Origin of the sequence: Solemya velesiana gill symbiont, assembly GCF_002020805.1 — a bacterium.
In the GTDB taxonomy this organism is placed as follows: Bacteria; Pseudomonadota; Gammaproteobacteria; order Chromatiales; family Chromatiaceae; genus Sedimenticola_A.
On sequence record NZ_MPRJ01000022.1, the window covers coordinates 1 to 18,960 of the forward strand.

An 18,960-nucleotide genomic window follows, 5' to 3' on the forward strand; every position below is an offset into this window, starting at 1 on the left:
ATCCTGCTGTATGTCGGGGCCGCGCATCGTGGTTGCTTCCTTTCTCTTGGGGTAGACGTTATCTTCAGGATTCAGGGGAGAATTTCAACAGCCTGCTAGGACCAACAAACCCAGGCTAAAGCACCACGGGCACCATGCCTTCCCCACGCATACCACGCTGGTCATGACGTATGCGCAGCGCGTATGCCTCAACTCCCCCGGTCAATACTTCCTCCAGGGTTTCTGCATACACAGGATCGATATCGCCGGCGGGAGAGAAGCACTCACCTTCCGGGCGGTTGAGCGCGAACAGCACGACCCCACGCATACCGCGCTTTACTGCATGGCGCAACACATGCAGGTGCTTGGTCGCACGCTGGCTGACCGCATCCGGAAACCTAAGCCGCTCGCCATCCCACAGGGTGACATTCTTGACCTCCACAAGCGCATCGGGCCGGTCTCCGCCACTCAACATCAGGTCAATACGGGATGAGGGGTGTTCCGGCGCATCAAATTTCACTTCACGCGTTAGTTCGGCGTAGCCGGCAAGCGCCTGTACACGGCCTGCCGATATCGCCTCGGCAACAACGGCATTGGTTCGCGAGGTATTCACGCCAACCCACCCCTGGCCCATATCGATGCGCTCCAGTGTCCACCGGAGCTTTCGTTTCGGGTTGTCACTGTAGCTGATCTGGGCTGGCGCTCCCGGCTCCCAGCACCCTGCCATGCTGCCGGTATTGGGACAGTGCGCGGTAACCACAGTACCGTCGTCCAATTCGATATCGGAAAGAAACCGCTTGTAGCGTTTGAGAATCCTGCCAGTGGTTAAAGGAGGCAACTCCATGAAATACCCTGCCAATTATAAAGTTTATAGCCCGCTCCTGCGCCACAAAGCAATGGACGCTTTCCCGGCTGAACACTAGTATTAATGGATACGCGGTTATTTCCGCAACAGAACCAAATAGATCCGGATGACCAGGAAATCCACGGCTGTAACCGGACCGCAATCATAGTGCAAGGAGTACCTTCATGAAAGTAACACGCTGGATCACTGCCTGCTGTGTAGGCTTGGCAGCTTCCCACGTCTGCGCGGACAATGGCTATCCCCCACCCACAGGCCCCTATAGCGCTCCTCCGGCAACTCCTGCTCAGCAAGGTACATGGCAGTCTGCACCGCAGCCTCCCTCTGACGCACTACCCCAAGGCGGCGGTTACGGTTACCAGCAGCCTCAGGGGGGTTATTATGACCAACCACCCACCTACGGTTACGGCGAACCCTACTACGGCCAGGCCCGTCTGACTCGGGCTCAAAGGGATTCAACCCGTCCAGCATGATGAACAAGATGCCCGGGCCCATGAACAACATGATGGATCCCATGCGCAACATGTTCGGCAAGAAAGACCAGGAACCAGACTACCGAAATGCCCCACCACCTGGACAGTGGGGACAGGGTGCTCCTGGCTATGGCTACCCCCAGCAGGCGCCTGGCCCGCAATATGGCTATCCACAGCAATATGATCAATATGGTGCCCCGGGTAGTTGGGGAGGATATGGTTACCCAAGTCAGCCGGCCTACGATCCAGGCTACGGTTGTCCGCCCCAGGGAGCAGCACCCGGCGTCCAGGGCGGCTATCCCCAGGGATATGCTCCAGGCTACTCCCAAACCCCTCCACCTTCGGGTTACGACCCAGGCCAGGGTTACGGGCAACCACCATTTAGCGGCTATCCGGATCAGCCCCAGGGGTTTCAGCAACCCGGCGGTTTTCCCGGTGTTGGCGTAACGCCTGAGCAAGGCATGCCGCCCCCCAGTATCCAGGCAGCTATCCCATGCAGAGTGAAATGACACCTGCTCCTGAAGGTGGATTCCCACCCCCGCCTGCACAGGAGCCACAGATGGCACCACCTCCCCAGTTTCCCGGCAGCTATCCCATGCAGGGGGAAATGGCACCTGCTCCCGAAGGGGGATTTCCACCCCCGCCTGCACAGGAGCCACAGATGGCACCGGCACCCATTCAGCAGGCACCAGCACCAATGTCACCACCCCCGGGGCAGTGCCCGGTACCCAGGGCATGCTGCCCAACGGCTAGCAGCCGGTATTCCGGCCGATGACAGAGGAAGAGCCTGCTTCATCCGAAGAGACTGCACCCAAATCCAAGGGATAACTTATGACTACTGCCGGCGGCATCACCGCTGCCGGCAGTAGCTTCTGAGCCTATCACTGCGTTCCCTCAATGCAGTGTTAAGATTCCTGAAATTCGATCCAATATTTTCGGTCACGCATTGGTTACAATGCCCCTTTATGGTTTCCAGTCAGGAATCAGATGAAACCGATTCTGAAAGCAAGCGACCTAGTCAAACACCACGGCAAGGTCAAAGCGGTTGATGGCGTCAGTTTCTCCACCAACCAGGGGATCTGTTTCGGCTTGCTGGGACCCAACGGTGCAGGTAAAACCACCACAGTGGAGATGCTTGAGGGCATTATTGAGCCCAGCGCCGGCACTATTCACTACATGGACCAGCCACTCGGCATCCGCTTCCGCAGTGAAGCAGGCATCATGTTCCAGAGCACCGCCCTCCAGGAACATCTCAAGGTACACGAAGCACTGGAGATGTTTGCGAATTTCTACACTCAGACCCAGCCAATGGACCTGTTGATCGAACGTTGCGCTCTCGGCGAATTCCTGGAGCGTGACACCAGGCATCTCTCAGGAGGCCAGCATCAACGCCTACTGCTTGCCATCGCATTGATCAATGACCCCCAGGTCATCTTCCTGGACGAACCCACCACGGGCCTGGATCCCCAATCCCGCCGAAACTTCTGGGATCTGATCCACGATATCAAGGCTGAAAAGAAGACCGTGGTGCTTACCACGCACTACATGGAAGAGGCCTACGAACTGTGTGACGAGATTGCCATTATGGATCACGGCCGCTTCATAGCCCACGGCTCACCCCGGGAACTGCTGAAGCGCCATTTTGACAGCTCAGTCATCACGTTGCCTTCGGCGGATATTCCTCCTGATCTGCTGAGCAACAAGGCATTCATTGTCCATAGACACAACGGGCAGGTTGATATTCTCAGCGACGATGTAGACGAGAGCATCAGGTTATTGGTCAACCATGGCGTACCACTGGCACACCTACAGGTGCGCAGCCGCACCCTGGAAGACCTGTTCCTTGAATTGACCGGTCGTGAATTACGGGCCTGAAAGATGAGAATACACCGTTTTCTAGCCGTTTTAACTGCCCGTAATCGTGAGTTTCTGCGTGACCGGACAGCAATGACCTGGAACATTGCGCTCCCGGTACTCATTGTCATGAGTTTTGCCTTTGCGTTCACCACTGATGGCAGTGACCTGTTCAAGGTCGGTCTTATTGGTAGCCCCGATAACCAGGCTGGGACACAGTTTCTGGAAACCAGGCACATTCAATTCATCCCCATGAATAAGATCGAGGCTGCCGTTACCAAGGTTGAAAGACATCAACTGGATATGCTGCTGGACACCTCGGGCGCTCGCTACTGGATCAACGACACATCAGCCAAAGGTTACATACTCGGGCGGTTGCTGAATGCAGGAGGAGAAAAGTTCAAACGTGTTGCTGTCAGTGGGGATGAAATCCGCTACGTGGATTGGCTTATACCCGGCATACTGGGCATGAATATCATGTTCAGCTCCCTTTTTGGTGTGGGCTACGCAATCGTTCGCTACCGTAAAAACGGTGTACTCAAACGCCTCAAAGCGACACCCCTGACAGCCCTCGAATTCATATCTGCCCAGATCTTTTCCAGGCTCTGGCTGATTGCACTGGTAAGCATGATGATCTATTCCGGTACTGACCTGTTTGTAAACTTTCGAATGTATGGCTCTCACCTGAATCTGTTCATCATTCTCATTCTGGGTACATTCTGCATGATCAGCCTCAGCCTGATTGTGGCCGCCAGAATGTCCAACGAGGAGGCAGCCAATGGATTTCTGAATTTGATGAGCTGGCCAATGATGCTGCTCTCTGGGGTTTGGTTCTCCCTGGAAGGGTCGCCGGCAGTCGTGCAACAACTTGCCCAGTTTCTGCCTCTTACCCATGTAATTGATGCAGCAAGAGCGGTGATGATCGATGGTGCTGGATTTACTCAGATCAGCCACCATCTCGGCGTTCTTGTTCTGATGAGTGCCCTGTTTCTTCTTATTGGTGCGCGTAGTTTCAGGTGGGAATAAGCGAGTCTTCGACCTCGTGAAAGATTTTGGGGCATCCAAGTCCCCAAAATCGACTCGGCCTTCGACAGCCTATTTAGTGCCCCGGACGTCCTGGTCACCGACCGCTACGCGATAACATCGCAAGCTCGTTACTTTCAGCCTTCCATGGCGGTCAGCGTAGGAATAACCTATTTTCCAGGTCGAACCAATCCACCCAGCCCCATCTCGTCCAGGGCATTCTCCATGTAACTGCGTACCTGCTCGGAATTCTCCATACGCAAGACCGCTTTGAGCAGCTGACTCGCCCTGGATCTGCTGAAACTGCGGATGACCCACTTCACCTTGAGCAAGCTGCCTGATGACATGCTCAGGCTCTCCACTCCCATACCCAGCAACAGAACCGCCGCCATTGGATTTCCAGCCATCTCACCACACACGCTGACAGGCTGATTGTAGGCCTTGGCACCCTCGACCACCTGCATCAAGGCTTTCAACACTGCTGGATGCAGGTCGTCATAGAGTTCCGCCACCCTTGGATTGTTACGATCCACCGCCAACAGGTACTGGGTGAGGTCATTGGTTCCAACCGATATGAAGTCAACCCGCCTGGCAAGGGCCTCTATCTGGTAGACAGCGGCAGGCACCTCCACCATGATGCCCACCGGCGGCATGGTCACCGAGTAATCTTCATCAAGCAGCTCATCATGGGCTCGATGGATGAGTGACATCAGTTCATCCACCTCGGTTACCGTGCTGATCATCGGCAGCATGATCTGCAGATTTCTGTAGCCCTCAGCGGCCCTGATCATCGCTCGAATCTGGGTAAGAAAAATCTCCGGATGATCCAGTGATATGCGGATACCACGCCACCCCAGAAACGGATTGGACTCGTCTACTGGAAAATAGGGCAAAGGCTTGTCGCCCCCGATATCCAGCGTGCGCAGTGTCACCGGTCTTGGGTGGAATGTCGCCAGCACGTTGGCGTAATTGTTCTTCTGCTCCTCTTCAGTGGGGAAGCTGTCACGCACCATGAAGGGCAGTTCAGTACGATAGAGCCCGACCCCTCCGGATTCATCTGCACTGAATGAACTCATCTCCGAGACAAGGCCTGTATTGAGGAAGAGAGATACCGCCACGCCATCCGTGGTTTCCGAGTCCTCCCCACGCAGTGCCTCCAGTTCCTCCGAGAGTCTCTTCTCCTCCTGCGCCAGGCGTTCATATTCGGTCCGTACAGAAGGAGCCGGAGAGACATAGACACGCCCCCGGTAACCATCGAGAATGACTTCGCGCCCCTCCATGCGTCCCACCGGCAGGTCGGTTACGCCCATGACGGCGGGAATACCCATCCCCCGGGCAAGAATCGCTACGTGAGAAGAACTGGAACCGGATGCCGAGATGATGCCTGCAATCTTGTCGCTGGGAACCTCAGCCATATCCACAGCGCTGACATCCTCCCCCACCAGTATGGTGTTGTCGGGATAAACTTCCTCTTGTGGTGTCTCGCTCTGGAGGTAAGTCAGGATGCGCCTGCCAAGATCACGAATATCGGAGGCACGCTCCCGAAGATAGACGTCATCCATCTCATCGAAGACCCTGGCATGACTTTCGATCGTATGGTGCAGGGCCGTCTGCACCCACTCACCCTGGCGAATCCGTTCGATGGTCTCGGTGACCAGGGTATCGCCCCCCAGCATCAGCAACAGGGCATCGAACAGCGCCCGATCCTCTGCAGGCAGATCGTCACTGAGCTTGGACTGAAGATCGCGCAGATTACTCTCTACCCTGTCAACCGCCCCCCTGAACAGGGCGACATCCTCTTCGGGGTTGTCGGTGACCCGGTCAGGTACTGCATCCAGGTCGGCCCGACTGTAGATAACCACCACCTTACCCATCGCCACACCGGTGGCCCCCGGTCTCCCCTGCAGAAAACGGGTTGGTGCCTGGGCACCGGTCTCACCGGCCCCATTGAGCTCACCGCTTGCCTTGGCGTGGGTGATGGCGCCCGCCAACTGTGCCGCCAGGGTAAACAGAAAGGTCACTTCCGTATCTTCGTACTGGCGCGGTTCACGGTGCCGGACAACCAGCACCCCAAGCACCCGGCGGTTTTGAATAATGGGCACACCCAGGAAACCGTGGTAGGAGGTCTCACCGGTTTCGTTGACGAAATGGTAACGGGGATGACTGGGGGCGTCATCGAGATTGAGGGGCTCTGCCCGCTCGCAAACCAACCCGATCAGTCCACGGTGCAGAGGAAGACTCACCTTGCCAACAGCCTCTTCACGCAGCCCTTCGGTAGCCTGCAGTACATGACTGCGTTGCTCGAAATCGGTGAGGTAGACTGAGCAGACGTCGGTGTTGATCGCCTGCTTGACCTGCTTGACGATAAGATTCAGTGCAGTGTCCAGGTCCGGCGCTGCATTGACTGCCTGTACGATGCGATGCAGGGTCTCAAGCATAGGGTTCAGCCTTCACCTGTCAGCACCTGTTCTGGCGCAGGTAATTCGCTGAGTTCCGGCTTGGAGTACCCCCTGGAAAAAGCAATGGAGCAAGTTCTTCCAACGCTCGGGAGTAGACTTTACGCTTGAAATAGACCACTTCACGCAGCGGCTGCCAGTACTTAACCCAGCGCCAGTGATCGAACTCCGGCTTGGGCGAATTGGTGAGGCAAAAATCTGTCTCCTTGCACATCACCTTGAGCAGAAACCAACGCTGCTTCTGGCCAATGCACAGGGGCTGGCAATTGTGCCGGATATAACGCTTGGGCAGGCGATATCGCAGCCAGTCACCGGTGACACCCATCACTTCCACCTGGTGAGGCTTGAGACCGACCTCTTCCTCCAACTCCCGGTACATGGCCTCCTCCGGGGTCTCATTGGACTTGATGCCCCCCTGGGGAAACTGCCATGCGTTCTGGCCTACCCTGCGACCCCAGAACAGTTTGCGTTGATTGTTACAGAGGATGATACCGACGTTTGGCCTATAACCTTCCGAATCTATCAAAAGAAACCTATTTGAAATATTTTCTAACTGTCCCGATTTTTCCACATTCGGCAGTGCCCCGGCAACCTCTCTCCTCCTCCAGTCGGTTTTTGACTTCGGCCAAAGAGCGGGATTCTGATAGAATCGGTTGTTTTTCCAGGACTGACGGGGAGTTGCGGCTGTGGCGCTGGCCATTTTCGATCTGGACAATACCTTGCTGGCGGGTGATTCCGACTATCTATGGGGGATTTTTCTCGCCGAACAGGGGGTGGTAGACGGTGAGTACTACCAACGGGAAAACGAGCGTTTTTACCACGACTACAATGAAGGAAGGCTCGATATATTCGAATTCCTGCGCTTCTCCCTGAAACCCCTCAGCGAACACTCTCTCGAAGCACTGCAGGACTGGCGTGAAAAGTTCCTCGAAGAGATGATCGAGCCCATCATCCTGCCCAAGGCCCAGGAACTGGTATCAAGGCACAGGGAAGCCGGTGACACCCTGATGATCATCACCGCCACCAACGCCTTCGTGACATCCCCCATCGCCCAGCGACTGGGCATTGAAAACCTGATCGCCACCGATCCGAAGATGGTTGATGGACGCTATACCGGGGAGGTCAGCGGTACCCCAAGCTTCAAGAATGGCAAGGTTGAGCGGTTGGAGCAGTGGCTGGAAGCAACCGGCGCTGACCTTTCGGGAAGCAGCTTCTACAGCGACTCCCATAACGACATTCCGCTGCTGGAACGGGTAGACAAGCCCGTGGCTGTTGACCCTGACGAAGCATTGACCCACCATGCCAAAAGCCTCGACTGGCCTATCATCACCCTGCGGGAGTAGGCCAGATTGTCAGATCTCGTATATGCTTGAACTCAGCGTCAGAACTGAAATGATTGACTGATATGAAAATTAATCCATTTTTCCTGTTTTCATCGCCATTGTGGGGGTAGTCATCTACGTCCAGTACAAAGCTGAAAGACAGCCCGAGCGCCCCACCACGGCAACACCGAAAGAGTACATAGAGATGGTGGAAAAGAGCAAAGTGGAGCGGATCCAAAAAAGCAGGTCCGAGACTGAACAAGAGCAATCAAAAGAGGCTGAAGAACAGCCTCTCCCAACACAACCGAAACCTTCGGGCTGACCAGCCAGGCCACTAGCGCTGGCAGATGGAGCGGTCGTCCGGGTTCTCGACAGCATCCACGATGGCATTGACCAGGCGCCCAAGCTCCTCTGCACTCACCACCTCAAGGATCCGGTTCAGCAGCTTCGGATCCACCGCGGCCTGAACCGTTCTCCCATTCTTCAGGTTCACCGTAACGCCGGCGGTATGTAGCTGCCCTGCTCCTTCCTCTTCGATGAACAGCGCCTCGTTCATATCGAGCATCTCGTCGTAAAAAGCCTCGATATCGTCCATCAGGCCATCAGCCGTATCCTCTGGCAACCGGACCATGTAGCCCTGGTCTTCGTGATCGGCTACCGGCGAAAGTCCTTTCTCCTGTAGAAACCCAACGAAGCGATTCCAGGGACGCTCGTCGAAGAAGATGTACTCAAGCATGAGAAAGACCCGGCTGGATTGGGGAGTCCGTCACCTCATCCAGCATCGTCACTGCCACCCTTACCGAATGTCAGTTGGCCGTTCTCATTGGCGACACGAATCACATCGCCCCCCGAAAAACGCCCCGAAAGAATCTCCTGGGCCAGGGGATTTTCCAATTGTTGGCGGATTGCCCGCTTGAGTGGCCGTGCCCCGTAGACCGGGTCGAAACCGGCCTCCCCGAGTTGATCGAGGGCGGCACCGGACAGTTCCAGTCCGATATCGTTGTCTGCCAAACGCTGGCGCAGATAGTCAATCTGGATATCAGTAATCGCCCGGATCTGTTCACGTCCCAGGGGATGAAATACGACTATCTCGTCTACACGGTTGATAAACTCCGGTCGGAAGTGTTCGCCCACAATCTCCATTACCGCCGCCTTCATCTCCCCGTAGCGCTCCTCCGATGCCATGGTCTGAATCAATTCCGAACCGAGATTGGAGGTCATCACGACCACGCAGTTTCTGAAGTCCACAGTCCGGCCCTGGCCATCGGTCAAACGGCCATCATCAAGCACCTGCAGCAGCACATTGAAGACATCGGGGTGGGCTTTCTCCACCTCGTCCAGCAGGATCACGGAGTAGGGGCGGCGGCGAACGGCTTCTGTGAGGTGCCCCCCCTCCTCGTAGCCCACATAGCCGGGAGGAGCGCCGATCAGGCGTGCCACGGAGTGCTTCTCCATGAATTCGGACATATCGATGCGGATCATGGCCTCCTCGGTATCGAAAAGGAACTCAGCAAGCGCCTTGCACAACTCGGTCTTGCCGACACCGGTGGGACCCAGAAACAGGAAGGAACCGTTGGGTTGGTTGGGATCGGAAAGGCCGGCCCTTGAACGGCGAATGGCGTTGGAGACAGCGGCAATGCCCTCTTCCTGGCCGATTACACGCCTGGAGAGTTCCTGCTCCATGCGCAACAGCTTTTTGCGCTCCCCCTCAAGCATCTTGCTGACAGGGATACCCGTCCACTTGGAGACCACCTCGGCGATCTCCTCGTCACTCACCTTGTTGCGCAGCAGTTGCATCTCCTGGCTCTCGGCCTGGGCTGCAGCTGCCAGCTGTTTTTCCAGTTCCGGGATACGCCCGTACTGCAACTCGGACATCCTGGCCAAGTCACCAGCACGACGTGCCGTCTCCATGTCCAGGCGAGCGCGTTCCAGCTCCTCCTTTACATGGGTCGTGCCCTGCAAAGCAGCCTTCTCTGACTTCCAGATCTCCTCGAGATCCGAAAACTCACGTTCCAGCTTCTCAATCTCCGACTCAAGGTCGCCAAGCCTGCGCTTGGATGCTTCATCGCTCTCCTTGGAGAGTGCCTCACGTTCGATCTTCAACTGGATCAGGCGACGTTCCAGGCGGTCCATCTCTTCGGGCAGCGAGTCGATTTCCATGCGGATATGGGATGCCGCCTCGTCCACCAGGTCGATGGCCTTATCCGGCAGCTGGCGATCGGTGATATAGCGATGGGAAAGCGTGGCGGCAGCCACGATGGCAGGGTCAGTGATCTCCACCCCGTGATGGACCTCGTAACGCTCCTTGAGTCCACGAAGAATAGCGATGGTGTCTTCCACCGTCGGCTCACCCACCAGCACCTTCTGGAAACGCCGTTCGAGGGCCGCATCTTTCTCCACGTACTGGCGATACTCATCCAGGGTGGTGGCGCCGACACAGTGCAGTTCACCACGTGCAAGTGCAGGCTTCAGCATATTGCCGGCGTCCATAGCCCCTTCGGCCTTCCCTGCACCGACCATGGTGTGCAACTCGTCGATGAAAAGAATTATCTGACCTTCCTGCTTAGCCAGGTCGTTGAGCACCGCCTTCAATCGTTCCTCGAACTCCCCCCTGAACTTTGCACCAGCGATCAAGGCCCCCATATCGAGAGATAGGAGTCGCTTGTTCTTGAGCCCTTCTGGCACTTCGCCGTTGACGATACGCTGGGCCAACCCCTCCACAATGGCAGTCTTGCCAACACCCGGTTCGCCAATCAGTACGGGATTGTTCTTGGTGCGACGCTGCAGCACCTGGATGGTGCGGCGAATCTCATCGTCCCGGCCAATTACTGGATCCAGTTTGCCCTGTTCTGCACGCTGAGTCAGGTCGATGGTGTACCTTTCCAGGGCCTGCCTCTGATCCTCGGCATTGGGATCGTTTACGTTCTGACCATCACGCAGTTGATCAACCACCTGTTCCATGGCCTGCTTGACAGCTCCTGCTTTACGCAGCAGATCACCAAGCTCTCCCTTGTCATCCACCGCTGCGAGAACAAACAGCTCGCTTGATATGTACTGATCCTGCCGCTCCTGGGCAAACTTGTCCGTCTGGTTGAGCAGTCGCCCGAGATCATTGGAGATGTGCAGGTCACCCCCTGCACCCTGCACAACCGGCATCCTGTCCAATGCGTCCCCCATACTGGATCGCAACTGGTTTACATTGACATCGGCCTGAGCCAGCAGGTGCCTGGCGGTTCCACCCTCCTGGTCCAACAGGGCGGTCATCAGGTGAACAGGTTCGATAAACTGATGGTCGCGTCCAACAGCCAGGCTCTGTGCATCCGCCAGTGCCATCTGGAATTTACTTGTCAGCTTATCCATTCGCATCATGGATTCCTCTAAAAACTCTGGGGTTGTCCGTATATCTGGGGTAACAACACTCGATTTTCAACACCACTCCCCAAAAAACCACCCGTTTGATCCAGAGAACTCCGGATACGACCTTGCGGCCCCTTTCATGGAAAATGGACATGAGTTCGGGCAAACTATCTGTCCATTACCATTGATTAAAAGAAAAATGCTGACAATCCGATGGACATCACCCTAGACAGCCTCCACCGCGCATCACGGCATGTCTCCGACACTCTGGGAAAAGCGGCAAGACATGTGCAAGAAAACCCGGTTGGCTATGCACGTCTATACGCCATATCCCTGGTCTTGTTCATACTGATATATCAGCTGCTCATGCCGATCGTTAAAGGCGATACCGATATGTGGTATCACCTCAACGGGGGTCGCTATTTCTGGAACACGGGTGAAGTGCCAATCACCCCATTCTTCTCTTTCCTGCATCCAGACCGGGAATGGATCAATTATTTCTGGGGATTTCAGGCTTCAATATACAAGGTATACGAATGGTTTGATTACCAGGGTTTGGTCATTATCCGAACCTTGCTTCTTGTTGGAACGCTAACTCTTGTTATGCGTATTCTCTTTGAACATGTCTGGGAACACCGCAACCTCATACTCTTCATACTACTCACCTCTGTATTTGTGATTTTTATTGAATCACGAGGTTATCAACTCAGACCCCACCTTGTTTCCTACCTGATGATCAGTCTCTTCCTCTTTATCCTGGAATTGAGACCGAAATGGACACCGATACTGCCGATATTGACAACAATATGGGTTAATGTTCACGGAGTTGAATGGGTGGTAGGCGGCCTGATATGTGGCGCATATTTTATTGAATATTTCACAAACCAACGTTTTAACGTCGATCCTGGCCAGAAACGATCACGTTTTTTCCCTATCTGGCTATTACTATGCGGAGTAGCAACAGGATTAAACCCTCACGGCTTCGATGTTCTTCTTGCATCGTTCAGTACGCCAGAACTCATTACAGAGTTCATCCAGGAGATGAGACCCATCCCACCTGAAGCCCTGCATACCATTGTGATCAACGATCTCATTTTTTCACATACTGACACGCTTGCCGTAATCTGCATACTTGCGATAATCGCAGTGATAAAGAGTATCTATATCCGCTCGCCGCGAATCAGTCATCTGATCATGTTTGCAGGAGGGGCATACCTGTTATTCCGGGGCACCCGCTTGGCATGGGAGTGGGCCTTGCTGGTCTTACCCTTAATTGCAACCTGGAGCCAAACATTTAATTGGAATAAACAAACCCGAGGGAACAACCACACTTATTTATTGATAATCACGGTTGTTGCCATTATCCCATTTGCATCCATAGGACAAAAACTGGATACATCTCTCCCCTACCCATTCGACAACACCGAACTACCAACCGAAATAACACAGTTTATTTCTGAAAGCGGCGCCAAGGGGAACATTCTTGTACCACCATCATACGGGGGTTACATCCAATGGGAGCTTTATCCCTATATACTCATACACTCGGATATGGAGTTCCCTCCATTTGACGAACACGACTTCACCGAAATAAGAAACGCATTCAATACTGATCAAGGTTTTTTGAGTGCCACACAGAAATATCACGTAGACTTTATAGTTGTACAAAGATCACACAAATACTTCCGAAACATCATAAAAAGCAAACCCGAGTTTATCCCGGTTATTTTCGATGATCTCTATATTCTATATGCAAATAGTGCATCGCAACCGGCCATTACAGCCAAAAGTAAAATTAAAGAATTAAATCCATTCAACCTTATCGACAAATCAATTGACGCCGACACAGCTGTTCATGCACTGAAATCATTTATTGAAAGCCAACCGAACATTTTCAGGTCTTATCACGCATTGGTCAGGATACTGATCGATTCGCAAAGATTTGATGAAGCATTGCCATATGCACAGACAATGGCCAAGCGATTTCCAGATAAACCCAATGCGCATTTCTTACTTGGCAACATTCTGGAAAACAGCGAACAATGCCAAGAAGCCATTGTTCACTACGAGCGGGCAACCAATATCTCGAACAAGCAATCAAAGCTGTTTATCAACAAACACATAGGTACTTGCCACTATCTCTTGAAAGATTTTCCCACTGCTTACGACTATCTAAACAGATCGCTAGACCCATTCATGGCAATCGAAGCAATAGAGGATCTATATCAGCTTGCATTTACCGGCCTCGTTGTCGGCCAAACACACCAGGCCGAAATCATTCTAAACTCTATCCTTCAACAATCCACGGAGGAGCATGAAGAGATAAGACTGCAAGCACAAGCCCTGCTCGAAAATATTGACCGAGGCGAATTCGATATTGGCTTTACAGACTGGATGAAAGATCCATTAAATTTGACGCATGAATGAGCAACATGATTGCAATGTAAAAAATATATCGCGGATCTGGCTTAAAATTCCGTTCTGACCCTGGTGATAAAATGAATGATATTGAACTTACAATATTAATGCCTTGCTTGAATGAAGCTGAGACACTTGAAATCTGCATAAACAAAGCATCAAAGTATATGCATAATGCCGGAATAAAAGGTGAGGTTTTAATTGCTGATAACGGTAGCTCAGATGGCTCACAGGAAATTGCCGTAAGCCATAGTGCACGTGTCATTAACGTTCAGCGGAAAGGGTATGGTGCCGCACTTATTGAAGGCATAAAAGCCGCGAAGGGCCGATACGTTATCATGGGCGACGCTGATGACAGCTATGACTTCTCTGACCTGAACAATTTCGTAGAAAAACTACGGGATGGGTATGACCTTGTCATGGGCAATCGATTCCGTGGCGGAATAAAACCCCACGCCATGCCACCGCTACATAGATATCTTGGAAATCCAGCTCTCAGCTTTATCGGAAGAATACTGTTTCCAAGCTCAATTAAAGACTTCCATTGTGGGTTGCGAGGTTTTAACAAAGACGCCATATTATCTCTAAACCTAAAAACATCAGGGATGGAATTTGCCAGCGAAATGGTTGTTAAATCAACCTTGCACAATTTAAAGATCACGGAAATCCCTACGACACTATCTCCTGACGGTCGCAGCCGCCCTCCTCATCTCAGAAGTTGGCATGACGGATGGCGGCATCTTCGTTTTTTACTTCTATTCAGCCCACGCTGGCTTTTCTTCTACCCTGGTATCGTATTACTTCTTGCCGGATTAACTACAACATCAATCCTCTCTTTCGGTCCCTTGAGTATCGGAGCTATTGTACTTGACATACATACTTTACTTTACGGTTCACTAGCCATTTCAATTGGCATGCAGCTTATTATTTTTGCTGTTACCGCAAGACTGTACGGCACTCAAATAGGGATCCTTCCCGACAACAAAAGACTGGCCGTCATCACAAATAAATTTAAACTTGAGCACGGCATCATTATTGGTGCCACGCTCTTCCTTTTGGGGGTACTGGGATCAATTTATGCTGTTCTAAGCTGGGGGGAGACCGGGTTTGGCAGCCTGGATCCCGCAAAGGAGATGCGTATCGCAATCCCCTCTATCGCAGCAATTGCCACAGGCCTTCAACTGACCTTTGGATCGTTTTTCATCAGTTTCTTCAAAATACGGACAACCATTGAAGACACATGAATCTCATGACATCAGACATACGTAGACTTCTGAATTCGTCTTTTCTACGTTTTTGCTATGTTGGCGCTGCCGGATTCATCACCGATGCAACCATTCTGATGTTACTTGTATACCAGTTCGGCAGTTCGCTAGTTACTGCCAGGCTGATATCTTTTTCTATAGCTTTAACAGTAACCTGGTTACTGAATCGCCATTTCACTTTTTACGAGAAAAAATCTCCAGAGGAATTTAATGAATGGCTGCGCTATGCAATTATCAACGGTATCGGTGGAGCTATAAACCTGGGAACATATTTTTTCGTTATTTCACTGGAGTTGAACCTAATCACACACCCTTTCATTGCCCTTGTTATTTCATCAGCTGTAGCTCTCATCTTTAATTATTGGGGCTCTCGATTAATTGTCTTCCGAGCTGACTGACAAACCTTACAAGTCGAATGGTGAAGGAAAATTCACCAAAAAGATATCAATAGTGTCATCATCCATATAAACAGATATTCGATCTATTGCATCCTCTGCATCTATCCTCAGAGATTGATCCCATACATAAACATCCATCTCATTATTTTGTACGTAATCTTTCAACCATTTTTCGTAAAATGGATACAACCGCACGTCAAACGAAATCGCATTATAAGCGTGCTTCTCGATTAACTTGACCACCTCATCAGCTACCGAATCTATCTGCGCTTCATTTCCGTCAGACAGCAGTACGAGCAACTTCTTTGTGGGAAGATAGAAACTCGATTTCCAGTTATTCTTTGTCAGCTTCCCTGTATCCTGAAAACCTTGCTGAGTCTCTACCAAGGCTCTACCTTTAAATTGAAACTCGCTATTGAGACCTTCCAAGCGCTTGATTGCGCGCGCCATATTTTTCTCGCTTGGATTTTTCCAGTCCAACCAATATCCCAATCCTTCTTTATCCTGCTTTAAATAGTTTTCAAGTGTTAAGCCATGGTTGTCAGCTGGTGGATGATAAACAAAGAATCTCTCTTTTTTCTCGTCAAAAACAATATCCAGTTCCACACCGCCAAAGGCATCCTTCGCCTCAAGTAGCGAACCATGACTATTAACCCGATGAGCCCATATTTTGAACCGATTTTTTTCTCTATCTATTTTTGAAAAAGCCAACAAGTTGGCACGTGTTCTTTCGATATTGTCTGATTCACTGCAAAAACCGTCATAGTGAACCTTCTCGTGTAATGTTGTACGATCAAAATCCTCATAACCAGGCGAAAAGAAACTCCGACTGCTCAATCCTGGGACGCCATTCACATCCACAATATCCAGCAGACCAAATGAAAAATCAATCAAAGATATAGGTCTATCAACAGCTTCTTTAATACGATTCCATATATCAACATGCTTCCGTTTAAACGCCAAATTACTCCAAACAACAAACGGAATCTCGACATGAAAGTGAGAGTGCATTCTGCTCTCATGTCCTGTACCCAATAATGGAGCTTCGCCATGATCTGCGATATACACTACGGCAGTCGGTTCATCACTCATTTCCAGGCGACCAAGTAACGTATCAAGAAAACTATCAACATATTTAACTGCGCTGTCATAGCAATTAATCAAAGCAATTCGACGCGTCAATTGATCCAGACTCAATCCTTGCTCGCCCCCCCTTGAAAATATCGAACCAAGATACGCTGCATCCATTGGAACAGAAAATGTTTCACCTGTTAAATCTTCAAATTCACTGGGTATGATCGTGCAGTAAGGGAAATGGGTCGACATCATGTGCATGAACACTACCTTCTTGGATACGGACTTGTTCCCATCAAGCAATCTATCAAGGGTATGAATCATCGACATGTCATACGATGTACGCTTGAATGTTTTGCCTGACGCTGCATCATGAAACTTGACATAATCTGTCTCCCTGGCCATAGCAGAAACAGTGTTATCCCAAATACCAACAGCATTCTGATTGCTTAACCATGTCACATGAAATCCGGCACTCTGTAACAGATTGATGACATCTGGAATTTCATGAATTTCTTTACGATCAGTACGTGAATTAAGTGCCAGCGCATCAGATAATGATTCTGTAGTATGCGAATGCGTAGCTATCGCATCCTTGAAAATTGCCAACTCGTCTGCACGATCATTTAAGGCTGGTGTTGTATCCCTGGCATAGTTGTAAATTCCCATATGATGACGAGTCGTTGACTCCCCAATAACCACAATAAGATTTCCCTGGAAATCTGACGATACTGAACTTACCCAAGGAAGAGAATCAATTGATTGGCGGGAATTCTGAAAGCGCTCTAATGTTTCTCCATAAGTCTTTGCCTCGCTATATATAAGCGAGACTTCTGATTTTAATTGTGTGAGGCCGACAAAAAACATTGAACTCGCCGCAACAAGAAAGGCAACCCTTCCCTTTATTGAAGATTTCTTCAGTGATCCCAAAGCCACCCATAGAAAGGAGGCCAGCATTCCTCCAAGCCATGTCGCCAGATAGACCTCATTTGAAATGCTTGTATATAGATACAGATACTCCCCCATCTCGCGCCAATTACTTTGATAAATTGCCTTGACTGTATCCCCAGTTACCGGTCCATATGCATCTCTGTTATCACTATGGAGCGCAATAACGAGTGTCCATAAAATGATAAACATCATGTAAGGCAATATAAAAGTAACGCGGAATATAGCTACCGGGAGAAGTAACCTGATAAGTTCAATTGAAGTAAAAACAAGAAAATATACACATAAATAATAAGCAGTATTCTCAAAGCCCAGCTTTACACTGTAGAGCAGACTAATCCCTACCACCCCTATCGCGATATGCAACAGATAACTCAGCACGCTGAGCGTATAATTATTGTTCGGCTCTACTTTCACTGGGATACTTCTTCCAAAACAACCCGACAAATACAATTCGCGTCATTAGCAGCTTTAACATCAGAGAAACCATCAAGAACTATTTTTTCTTGCTGCCGCCTTTCTGGTAGGTTTTGCGCTGAAAAAGATCAGTTCGCCTGCTGACCACACGGTCGGTGAACAGCATGCCATCCAAGTGATCAATTTCATGCTGGAGAGCCCGTGCCTCAAAACCTTCCATCTCGTACTCCAGCGGCTTCCCAAATGGATCCCGGGCCTTGACCCTGATATGGGTGGCACGAATAACGTTGCCAGTGTAATCAGGCACCGAGAGACAGCCCTCCCTTCCCATCTCATATCCATCCCAGTGAACGATTTCCGGATTAACCAGAATCATGTAGCCGTGATTCGGCACAGGTTTCCGGGTGTTGGATACATCCACGATGATTATGCGCTGAAAGCGACCAACTTGTGGCGCCGCTATGCCTACAGCACCAGGACCATGCTGGCGTGTCTCTTCAAGATCATCTATGAAACTTCTGTGTTCATCACCAAACTCTTCAACAGGCTCGGAAACCTGTTTCAGGCGCTCATCAGGTATATTCAGTATTTCCAGAATGGCCATCTGTTACCCGATCAAAGTTTCGATGGCCGATACATTGGCGTCGATATCGCCCAACTTCGCCAGCGCGCTCTCCAGGGACTCCAGGGTTGCCTCGGCAAAACCCTGGATGTTCATGATATACACAGGGCTCTCCTCGGTACCGGCAACATCCGATTCCAGCTCAAGAATATTAAACCCAGCCTCTGCGAGGACACCGGTGACCTGGGCGACGATACCTGCCCTGTCAGCTCCAGCCACTCGAACCTGAATGTTGGGCACCATATGCTGATGCAGACCACCGACGATTTCATCCACGTGAAGACGAAGATTCATTGCCTCGGTCACAGGAGAAAGCACTGCAGCCATATCCCCTTCGCCACTGACCATCATCATAATGGTGAAGTTGCCTCCCAGCCTGATCATCGAGGCCTCACCCAGGTTCCATCCACTCTTATAGAGTGCTTTCGTGACCCTCGCCACAATTCCCGCCCGGTCTTCACCGACCAGGGTCAACATTTTCCAGTTGCTCAT

The 18,960-nt window shown here is 51.3% G+C and carries 16 protein-coding genes; 8 read left to right on the plus strand and 8 right to left on the minus strand.

The annotated features are described in order from the left end of the window. Positions 1-115: 115 nt before the first annotated feature. On the minus strand, positions 116-823 hold the full coding sequence (gene sfsA / locus BOW53_RS04745; protein WP_078486365.1) for a DNA/RNA nuclease SfsA: 708 nt from the start codon (positions 821-823) through the stop codon (positions 116-118). A 185-nt stretch (positions 824-1,008) separates the two neighbouring features. Between sfsA and BOW53_RS12730 the strand changes: the two genes are divergently transcribed. The 4 genes from BOW53_RS12730 to BOW53_RS04760 all read left to right on the plus strand — a co-directional run bounded on the left by BOW53_RS12730 (position 1,009) and on the right by BOW53_RS04760 (position 4,194). Beyond that, the gene (locus BOW53_RS12730) at positions 1,009-1,314 is read left to right on the plus strand and encodes a hypothetical protein (protein WP_078486366.1); all 306 of its coding nucleotides are present in this window, start codon (positions 1,009-1,011) and stop codon (positions 1,312-1,314) included. Further along, on the plus strand, positions 1,311-1,823 hold the full coding sequence (locus BOW53_RS04750; RefSeq protein WP_135607005.1) for a chromosomal replication initiator protein DnaA: 513 nt from the start codon (positions 1,311-1,313) through the stop codon (positions 1,821-1,823). The genes BOW53_RS12730 and BOW53_RS04750 overlap by 4 nt, the downstream gene beginning before the upstream one ends. Positions 1,824-2,301: 478 nt before the next feature. Continuing rightward, on the plus strand, positions 2,302-3,189 hold the full coding sequence (locus tag BOW53_RS04755; RefSeq protein WP_172838769.1) for an ABC transporter ATP-binding protein: 888 nt from the start codon (positions 2,302-2,304) through the stop codon (positions 3,187-3,189). Between the two features lie 72 nt (positions 3,190-3,261). Next, complete coding sequence (locus tag BOW53_RS04760; protein ID WP_245831998.1) at positions 3,262-4,194, plus strand: ABC transporter permease; 933 nt, start codon at positions 3,262-3,264, stop codon at positions 4,192-4,194. Positions 4,195-4,361: 167 nt separating this feature from the next. Here BOW53_RS04760 and ptsP read toward each other — a convergent pair whose 3' ends face one another. Then, positions 4,362-6,629 (minus strand): phosphoenolpyruvate--protein phosphotransferase, encoded by a 2,268-nt coding sequence (ptsP, locus tag BOW53_RS04765; protein ID WP_078486368.1) that lies wholly within the window; start codon positions 6,627-6,629, stop codon positions 4,362-4,364. Between the two features lie 19 nt (positions 6,630-6,648). After that, complete coding sequence (locus BOW53_RS04770; RefSeq protein WP_078486369.1) at positions 6,649-7,173, minus strand: RNA pyrophosphohydrolase; 525 nt, start codon at positions 7,171-7,173, stop codon at positions 6,649-6,651. 160 nt (positions 7,174-7,333) lie between these two features. Here BOW53_RS04770 and BOW53_RS04775 point away from each other — a divergent pair, with 160 nt between their 5' ends. Further along, positions 7,334-7,990 carry a histidinol-phosphatase gene (locus BOW53_RS04775; RefSeq protein ID WP_078486370.1) on the plus strand — a complete coding sequence of 219 codons (657 nt, stop codon included), beginning with the start codon at positions 7,334-7,336 and terminating at the stop codon, positions 7,988-7,990. A gap of 313 nt (positions 7,991-8,303) precedes the next feature. Here BOW53_RS04775 and BOW53_RS04780 read toward each other — a convergent pair whose 3' ends face one another. Further along, on the minus strand, positions 8,304-8,705 hold the full coding sequence (locus BOW53_RS04780) for a hypothetical protein (protein WP_078486372.1): 402 nt from the start codon (positions 8,703-8,705) through the stop codon (positions 8,304-8,306). Positions 8,706-8,740: 35 nt separating this feature from the next. After that, positions 8,741-11,335, minus strand: coding sequence for an ATP-dependent chaperone ClpB (clpB, locus tag BOW53_RS04785; RefSeq protein ID WP_078486394.1), 2,595 nt, complete (start codon positions 11,333-11,335; stop codon positions 8,741-8,743). Positions 11,336-11,539: 204 nt separating this feature from the next. On the opposite strand from clpB, the gene BOW53_RS04790 reads away from it, so the two are divergent. The 3 genes from BOW53_RS04790 to BOW53_RS04800 all read left to right on the plus strand — a co-directional run bounded on the left by BOW53_RS04790 (position 11,540) and on the right by BOW53_RS04800 (position 15,407). After that, positions 11,540-13,753: a tetratricopeptide repeat protein gene (locus BOW53_RS04790; protein ID WP_078486373.1), complete on the plus strand. Its 2,214-nt coding sequence runs from the start codon at positions 11,540-11,542 to the stop codon at positions 13,751-13,753. Positions 13,754-13,824: 71 nt separating this feature from the next. Next, a complete protein-coding gene (locus tag BOW53_RS04795; RefSeq protein WP_078486374.1) occupies positions 13,825-14,988 on the plus strand; it encodes a glycosyltransferase family 2 protein in 1,164 nt (387 codons plus the stop codon). Continuing rightward, the gene (locus BOW53_RS04800) at positions 14,985-15,407 is read left to right on the plus strand and encodes a GtrA family protein (RefSeq protein WP_078486375.1); all 423 of its coding nucleotides are present in this window, start codon (positions 14,985-14,987) and stop codon (positions 15,405-15,407) included. Before BOW53_RS04795 ends, BOW53_RS04800 begins: the two co-directional genes overlap by 4 nt. Positions 15,408-15,413: 6 nt before the next feature. Here BOW53_RS04800 and BOW53_RS04805 read toward each other — a convergent pair whose 3' ends face one another. The 3 genes from BOW53_RS04805 to BOW53_RS04815 all read right to left on the minus strand — a co-directional run bounded on the left by BOW53_RS04805 (position 15,414) and on the right by BOW53_RS04815 (position 18,960). Beyond that, on the minus strand, positions 15,414-17,846 hold the full coding sequence (locus BOW53_RS04805; protein ID WP_078486376.1) for a phosphoethanolamine transferase: 2,433 nt from the start codon (positions 17,844-17,846) through the stop codon (positions 15,414-15,416). 79 nt (positions 17,847-17,925) lie between these two features. After that, positions 17,926-18,450 (minus strand): peptide deformylase, encoded by a 525-nt coding sequence (gene def, locus BOW53_RS04810; RefSeq protein ID WP_078486377.1) that lies wholly within the window; start codon positions 18,448-18,450, stop codon positions 17,926-17,928. Positions 18,451-18,453: 3 nt separating this feature from the next. Continuing rightward, entirely contained in the window at positions 18,454-18,960 is a 507-nt protein-coding gene (locus BOW53_RS04815; protein WP_078486378.1) for a glycine cleavage system transcriptional repressor, read from the minus strand.